Here is a 6,983-nt window from a genome sequence, read left to right as displayed (position 1 = left end):
GGGGTCGGTGTGGGCGTGGCTGTCGGTGTTGGGGTTGGTGTTGGGGTCGGTGTGGCAGTGGGCTGGGCGGCCTGCACCTGGAAAGACCACTGCTGGATGGCAGTGTTGCCGCTGGTATCGGCAATTTGGACGGCAATTAAGGTCGGTCGATCGGTGGGCAGCGGCTCGGCTGGGGTGTAGGCGAAGCCGGTGCGGGTGAGCTGGGCTTGGGCGGTGACATCCACATTGTTCACCAGCAAGGTAAAGCTATTGAGGTCGATTCCCTGGTCGTCCTGGAAACGGGCTGAGATGGAGGGGCGAGAGTTGTCGGTTAGGGATCCGTTGGGAGGGGCCAGTTCGCTGATGGTGGGGAAGGTGGTGTCGGTCACCCGCCCGATGGTGATGGTCTTATCCGGCAGCTGCACCAGGGTTACCAGTCCATCGCGCTCCAGGCGGGCAAAAACAGGGGCTTCTGAGGCTCGGTCTTGGCTGCGGAAGGTGTAGCTGCCCTCGTATTGCCCTGGGCGGGTTTCCTGCAGCGGCAGGTTGTAGGCAATGCCGGGGATGGAAAACGATCCCTGCGCACCTGGGGATCCCAGCAAAAACACGGTAATCGTATCTCCTGGGTTTACAGATCCCAGCTCTTCGCGGGCAAAGAAGGTTCTCACCTCTGGAGCGGCGGGCAGCGTTTCCACCAGAGGCTCAATGGGAATGTCCGGCGTGGCCAGGGGTTCGGGCGTAGGGGTGACCTGGGCAAGGAGCTCGGTGCGGATCCCAGGGCCGGGGATGGCAGCCCCCACCGGCGGATCCAAATTGGGCACCCGGCCCACCTTGGCCAGCGCTTGGTAGGTAAGAGCAGCCACTTCCCCCCGCGTGGCCACCGCCTGGGCATTCAATTGGGTGGGGTTGGGGTAGAGCACCAACAGCCCTTCCTGAACTGCTGTCGCGATGGGGGCGCGGGCAAAGTTGGGAACCAAATTGGCATCGCCGAACGCGGATAGGATCGCGTCAATTTGGCCGGCATCCTCGATGAGCCTACCGTTGGTGGCGGCACGGGTTAGGACGGTGATGGCTTGTGCACGGGTGAGCACATCGTTGGGACGAAAGGTGCCGTCCGGAAAGCCGGAAACAAACCCTGCCGCTGCCGCTGCGCCGATGGAGGGAGCCGCCCAACTGGGAATGGGATCGGCAAAGGAGCGCACAGGAACGTTGGTATCTAGGCCAAAAGCTTTGGTGACAATGACGGCAAATTGGGCACGGGTGATGGACTCGTTGGGGCGAAAGGTGCCATCCGGGAAGCCACCGATGATCTGTCGTTCATTCAACCCGGCAATGTACTGGGCACCCCAATAGGTGCTGATATCAGAAAGTTGGGCCCAAGCGGGATCCCCAAGCCAGGCCAAGCTGCTGCAACTGATCACCAGAGCGGCGGTTTTCCAGCCCTGCCAAAGGGAAAGCTCACGCATCGTTCACACCTCAGGTTCTGGGTACGGGATTTACAGTCTTGGATCCCCACTCTCGGTTGGGAGGGGCCCTGGAAGTTGGCCGGACAGAAGTGTAGGAGAGGATGATCCAAACCGCACACCCAGACGAGGAAACCTTCCGAAAAGTTCTATTTGGCCGTCGGTTTCGCCAACCTCTTAAGGGGCAGGATTGGGGTAGCGCTGGTGAACCGCTTCGATCTCCGCCAGGATCTGCGGGGACAGCTCCACATCCAGGCAACTGAGGTTCTCTTTGAGTTGGGTCAGGCTGGTGGCCCCAATGATGGTGCTGGTGACAAACCAGCGGCTGCGCACAAAGGCCAAAGCCAACTGGGCCGGTGTCAGACCGTGCCGGCGGGCAATTTGCACATAGGCGGCCACCGCTTCTTCCACATTCGGCTTGCGGTACCGCTGGCCAAAGCCTTCAAACAAGGCCAAACGGGATCCCGGCGGCTTCACCCCCCCCAGATATTTCCCCGTCAGCAGCCCAAATCCGAGCGGGCTGTAGGCCAGCAAGCCCACCTGCTCGTGGCGGCAGACTTCCGCCAGGCCCATTTCAAACGTGCGGTTGATGAGGCTGTAGGCATTCTGAATCGAGACCACCTTGGGCAACCCCAGTTGCTCGGCCACCTGGCAGAACTTGCTCACCCCCCAAGGGGTTTCGTTGCTCAGGCCGATGTAGCGAATGAGACCCTCTTGCACCAATTCCGCCAGAGCCTGCAACTGCTCGGCAATGGGAACGGTGGGCCGCTCCTGGCTGGGATCGTAGGCAACGCCCCCAAACAGGGGCACGTAGCGATCCGGCCAGTGGATCTGGTAGAGGTCGATGTAGTCGGTCTTCAGGCGCTTGAGGCTGCCGGCCACCGCCTGCCTGAGGTTGTCGCGGGTAATGGACAGGGATCCGCCGCGAATCCAATGCCAGGGCCGACCGGGGCCGGTGATCTTGGTGGCCAGGATCAGGCGATGCCGCGGTTGGTGTTGCAGCCACTCGCCGATGTAGCGCTCGGTGGATCCCTGGGTTTCCGCCCGCGCCGGCACCGGATACATCTCGGCGGTATCGATGAAGTTGATCCCGTGCTCCACCGCGTAGTCGAGCTGTTCGAAAGCCTCAGACAAAGTATTCTGCTGCCCAAAGGTCATGGTGCCCAGGCAGATCTCGGAAACTTGCAAAGGGCTGTGGCCAAGCTGGCGGTAGCGCATGGGGAATCTCCATCTAGACAGCACGCCAGTCCCCATTCTGCCCAAAACCTGTCGGCCCACGGGATCCCCCGCTATGCCCCCGTTCCTATTTCGGTGCGGATCCCAGCAGAGGAACGTACTCGCGGTAGAGCTGACCCAAAATTTCCAGACCGATGCGGGTGCGGTTATCGGGGGGGCGAGCCTCAATGGCCGCCTTGACTTGCAAAATCGTGCCCACCGGATAGGGGGAGCGCAGCTCCTCCCGCTTGCCCAAAAACACATCGGTGAAGTAGTCGATCAGCCGCTTGACTTCTCCCACGTCCTTGCGGGAAATGTCCATATCCAAAACAGTGGTCAACTTGGCCCGCATGGCCTGAAAACTTTGCTGGCCGGTGTTGAGGGCCACCCGCTTGGCCAGGCTATCCACCACAATTTGGGTGATCTTCTCCACATTTTGGGTGACGATTTCTCGGTGGCGGGCAGCAAAGCGCAACTGAACCTCATCCAGAAATCGTTCTCGTTCCAGAATCTGGATGCCCTGTTGCTCCAAATCCACCCCATAGCTCTGCAATTGCTTATACTGATTCAAAACCCATTGGTTGTAGAAGGAATCGGCCAAAACTCGCCAATAGCCGATGAGGGTCGCCTCGGCAAAGGGAACGCTGACCAAATAAGCTTCGCTGGTGATGTGGCGCAAATGCTCTGTCAGCTTGTCTCGCTCCTTCTCATCCAAGTAGGAGGTGCGCGGCACCCAAACTGCCCCGTACTCGCTTTTCACCTCTCCGGGCAGGGATCCGAAGAGGGTGTCAAAAAACTGATGAATGCTGAAGAGAAGAAACTTTCCCGGATCCTGAAGGCGGTTGAGCAGTTCCTGTTTTTTCTCCTCCTGATATTGGGCCACCAATTGCTGGGCCTCGGTGATCTGGCCGCGGGCCACCTCCACATCTTGCCGCAGCTTTTCAATCTCTTCTGAGCTCACCATCTCAACGCCGGCAGGCTCCCGTTCCCCGCTGAAATAGCTGCCCCCCGGCCTGGTGCCCCCAATGCCCACCAGGGGAGCGTCGCTGTCATTGTTCAGGGTTAAGAGGCGAGAAAGAGCCTGGAGACGAACTCGCCCACTGGCAGAGCGCAGGGATCCCAGCTCCACCGGATCCCCACTTTCCCAACCGTCCAGCCCGCCGATGCGGTAGAGCGTGTAAAAATACTTGCTGAGCAGAAGCGCCAGCAGATGCCTGTTCTTGACCTCGTTGTACTCCAGGTAGGCTCGCAGACACAGTTGGAAGGCGATGTTGGGCAAGCTGCGACACACCTTCATAATCTGGGTGTAGACCCTTTGCAGGTGAGGCCGAAAGCTGCGTGGGATCGCCTCGGGCCGTAGGCCGCGCAACAAGAACTCCTGCTGGCGCAGATCTTGAGGGGTAAAGTAAAAACTTTCTTGCCAAAGCAGCTCATCCAAGTCACGGGCAAAAATCGGTTTCAAATGGTCGATGATTTGCACCACAACCGACTCGGTGAAGACCGGTATAATCTTTTCGATGTGAAGCTGATCGTAAACGGAGCGCAGCCGCTCGCTGCGGAAGTCTTCGATGGAGATCAGCCCCTTCATGGTTCCGATCCGACCGTCGCTCAGCAGGAACTTATAGACCACTTCGGCAGTGGCCCCTGGGGAGAGAACGGGAGTTCCTGTCAAGTCGGGGCAGATTTGCAGGGGGCGTAGCAGGCGGCTGGTTTCGCTGACGCTGAAGCAACTCCAAGCTGCCGGGTTTAACACCACCGACGATAGGGAGGCCAACAATTGCTTCTCGTCCAAGTCCTCCAGCCGAATTTCTCCCCTGTGAGCTTCGCTAGGTCCCGGAGGCAAGCTCGCCCGCGAATCCTGAACGGCGGAAGGGGATAAGGATGGGGGAGATGTGCTCATGCGGCAAAGGCCGTTGAATCTTAAAGTTCACTCTAAACGGGCGAAGGATGGATGAGTGTGATCTGTATCTCTGTATCCAATGGAAGTCTCTCAAGAAGAATCTGCCCAGAATCTGCCTCGAATTGTCTCCCGCCACCAGTATCTGGAAACGGTTAGCTTTTGGGTAGCGTGCAACCACGGTTTTGAGGATCCACAAATCGATACGCACCTTCAGCTCCGATGGATGAGGCTGCTGAGGCTTCACCCCTTTGTCGTGGACTGCTTGCCGAGCTGGTTTTCCTGACGCAACGCCTAAGCTACGATAAAAGGTCTGCCTACCAGTATGGGGTATTGGGCTGGAGTTGGGTTTGGATGCGTTTTGACTTCAGGATTGGGGTGCAGCGGTCATGGCGGCCATTTTGATTGTCGACGACGATCCGACGATTCGGCTGGTGTTGAAGCGATCCCTGGAACGACAGGGCTACACCGTGGAGATGGCCAGCAACGGTTCCGAGGGGCTGGAGCAAGCCCACCTGCTGGTGCCGGGGCTGATCATCTGTGACTGGATGATGCCGGACATGGATGGGCTGGAGGTTTGCCGACGCATCAAAGCCGATCCCAAGTTTTCCACGACGTTTTTTATTTTGCTCACCGCCCGCACTGAGGTGGAAGACCGCATCCAGGGCCTGGATGCCGGAGCAGATGAGTTTCTAAGCAAGCCCATCGACCCCAATGAGTTGCGGGCACGTGTGCGAGCCGGATTACGCTTGCACCAGCTCAGCTATGACCTGCAGCAGCAAACGGCCAGGTTACGGGCAGAATTGGCCGAGGCGGCCAGCTATGTGCGTTCTCTCCTGCCGGAGCCGGCCTATTTTCCCGACTGCAAAGTGACCCTCGAGTGGCGCTTTTTACCCTCCCAGGAATTGGGGGGAGATTCGTTTAACTATCATTGGCTGGATGAGGAACACCTGGCCATCTATCTGCTGGATGTGTCGGGGCATGGGGTGGGATCCGCTCTGTTGTCGGTGTCGGTGATGAACCAGTTGCGCACTCAAGGCTTGGCCGATGCCGATCCCCGCCAGCCGGACGCGGTCTTGCGCGCCCTCAACCACTCTTTTCAAATGGGATCCCACCATGAGATGTACTTCACCCTTTGGTATGGGGTTTATCAGCCGGGATCCCGTCTGCTCTCTTTTGCCAGTGCCGGCCACCCACCTGCCCTGCTCATCCAGGGTCAGGATTCGCTCCTGCTGAAGACTGCCAACTTGCCCATTGGCATTTTGCCCGACCTCACTTTTCAAAGGGATCAGGTGCGGATCCCCGAGAACAGCCATCTCTACCTGTTCAGTGATGGAGTTTACGAAGTCATAAACCCCCAGAGAGAAATCTGGGGGCTGGACAATTTGATAGCCCTGCTGAGCAAGGGCGCTGGCAATAGTTTGGATCAGGTGATCCATCAGGCCCAATCCTTTCAGGGGCGGACGGACTTTGAAGATGATTTTTCCCTGCTCCGCGTCAGCTTTGGTTAGAGGTGGGTTGTGGCTGTTTCAAGCCGCTTTGAGGCGATCCCTTGAGGATTCCCGTTTGCGACAGCTCCAGCCCCTTTCCCAAAGGAAGAGAGGAGCCGGGAATCGAGGCGATGCCCAGCGCGACCGGAAATGACCCTCTTGGCTCAAGGGGACTCTGTCCTGCTGTCGCGATCAGCCATCCGGCCCCTGGAGTTGCTCCCACTGAGCGGGGGTAAAGGTGCGCAGGGCCAAAGCATGTAGGCGGCCATCCTGCAGGTAGGCTTTCAGGGCCTCATTCACCAGCCGGTGCTGTTTGATCAGGGGCAAGCCCTGGAATTGTTCCGCCACCACAATGGCCTGGAAATGGTGGCCATCGCCGACAGTGTCTTCCACCTGCACCCTTGCGCCGGGTAGGGCAGCCCGTACCAATGCCTCAATTTCTCGTGGATCCATGCGCTGTTGTCCCCGTGGTCTCACTGTGTCCAAGCTCAAGATCCCGCCTCGGATCTCGACCTGCTCATCCATTGTGCTCCGCACCGCTATCGCGTCCACCTTAGACGGTTCTGGGGCAAAACGGGATCCCTTCCGGCCCACTGCAGGCGGTGGCCAGGCTGGGATGGCTCAGCACCAAGACCTCGGTGATGGGACCGCGTTTGTGGCCCTGGGCGTTGATGGCACGGCTGGCAGAGATGGTCTGGATGGGGTAATCCCGGTACAGTTCCCGCACAAAGGGGCAATCGGAATTGGAGAGCAGCACCTGCACGCCTCGGTCGGCCAATGTTCCAAACACTTCTCGCAGGCGGATCTGTTCCGCTTCGCCGAAGGCAAACCGGCTGTAGGCGGTGAAGCTGCTGCTGGCAGAAAGGGGATGGTAAGGGGGATCCAAATAGACGAAATCCCCGGGTGTGGCTCGTTCGAGCACCTGCCAAAACGGCTGCA

At 58.9% G+C, this 6,983-nt stretch carries 6 protein-coding genes; 1 reads left to right on the top strand and 5 read right to left on the bottom strand.

What is annotated here, in order from left to right:
- The 3 genes from NW837_RS06715 to NW837_RS06705 form a co-directional block, all read right to left on the bottom strand.
- Positions 1–1,445: S-layer homology domain-containing protein (locus NW837_RS06715; protein WP_414330068.1), on the bottom strand; the 1,445-nt coding region annotated here is incomplete at its 3' end.
- 174 nt (positions 1,446–1,619) lie between these two features.
- Complete coding sequence (locus NW837_RS06710; protein WP_414330066.1) at positions 1,620–2,660, bottom strand: NADP(H)-dependent aldo-keto reductase; 1,041 nt, start codon at positions 2,658–2,660, stop codon at positions 1,620–1,622.
- A gap of 85 nt (positions 2,661–2,745) precedes the next feature.
- A complete protein-coding gene (locus NW837_RS06705; RefSeq protein ID WP_414330065.1) occupies positions 2,746–4,500 on the bottom strand; it encodes a hypothetical protein in 1,755 nt (584 codons plus the stop codon).
- Between the two features lie 443 nt (positions 4,501–4,943).
- Between NW837_RS06705 and NW837_RS06700 the strand changes: the two genes are divergently transcribed.
- Positions 4,944–6,065 carry a PP2C family protein-serine/threonine phosphatase gene (locus NW837_RS06700; RefSeq protein WP_414330064.1) on the top strand — a complete coding sequence of 374 codons (1,122 nt, stop codon included), beginning with the start codon at positions 4,944–4,946 and terminating at the stop codon, positions 6,063–6,065.
- Positions 6,066–6,236: 171 nt separating this feature from the next.
- Here NW837_RS06700 and NW837_RS06695 read toward each other — a convergent pair whose 3' ends face one another.
- Positions 6,237–6,569, bottom strand: coding sequence for a BolA family protein (locus NW837_RS06695; RefSeq protein WP_414330062.1), 333 nt, complete (start codon positions 6,567–6,569; stop codon positions 6,237–6,239).
- A 28-nt stretch (positions 6,570–6,597) separates the two neighbouring features.
- Positions 6,598–6,983, bottom strand: a 386-nt coding sequence (locus NW837_RS06690) for a DNA adenine methylase (protein WP_414330059.1), incomplete at its 5' end; no start/stop codon positions are given.

The sequence above is a fragment of the Synechococcus sp. R6-10 genome, from assembly GCF_047461815.1.
Classification (GTDB): Bacteria; Cyanobacteriota; Cyanobacteriia; order Thermostichales; family Thermostichaceae; genus Thermostichus.
Note: the sequence above shows the minus strand (reverse complement) of the source record. Positions and strands in the feature narration are given on the sequence as shown.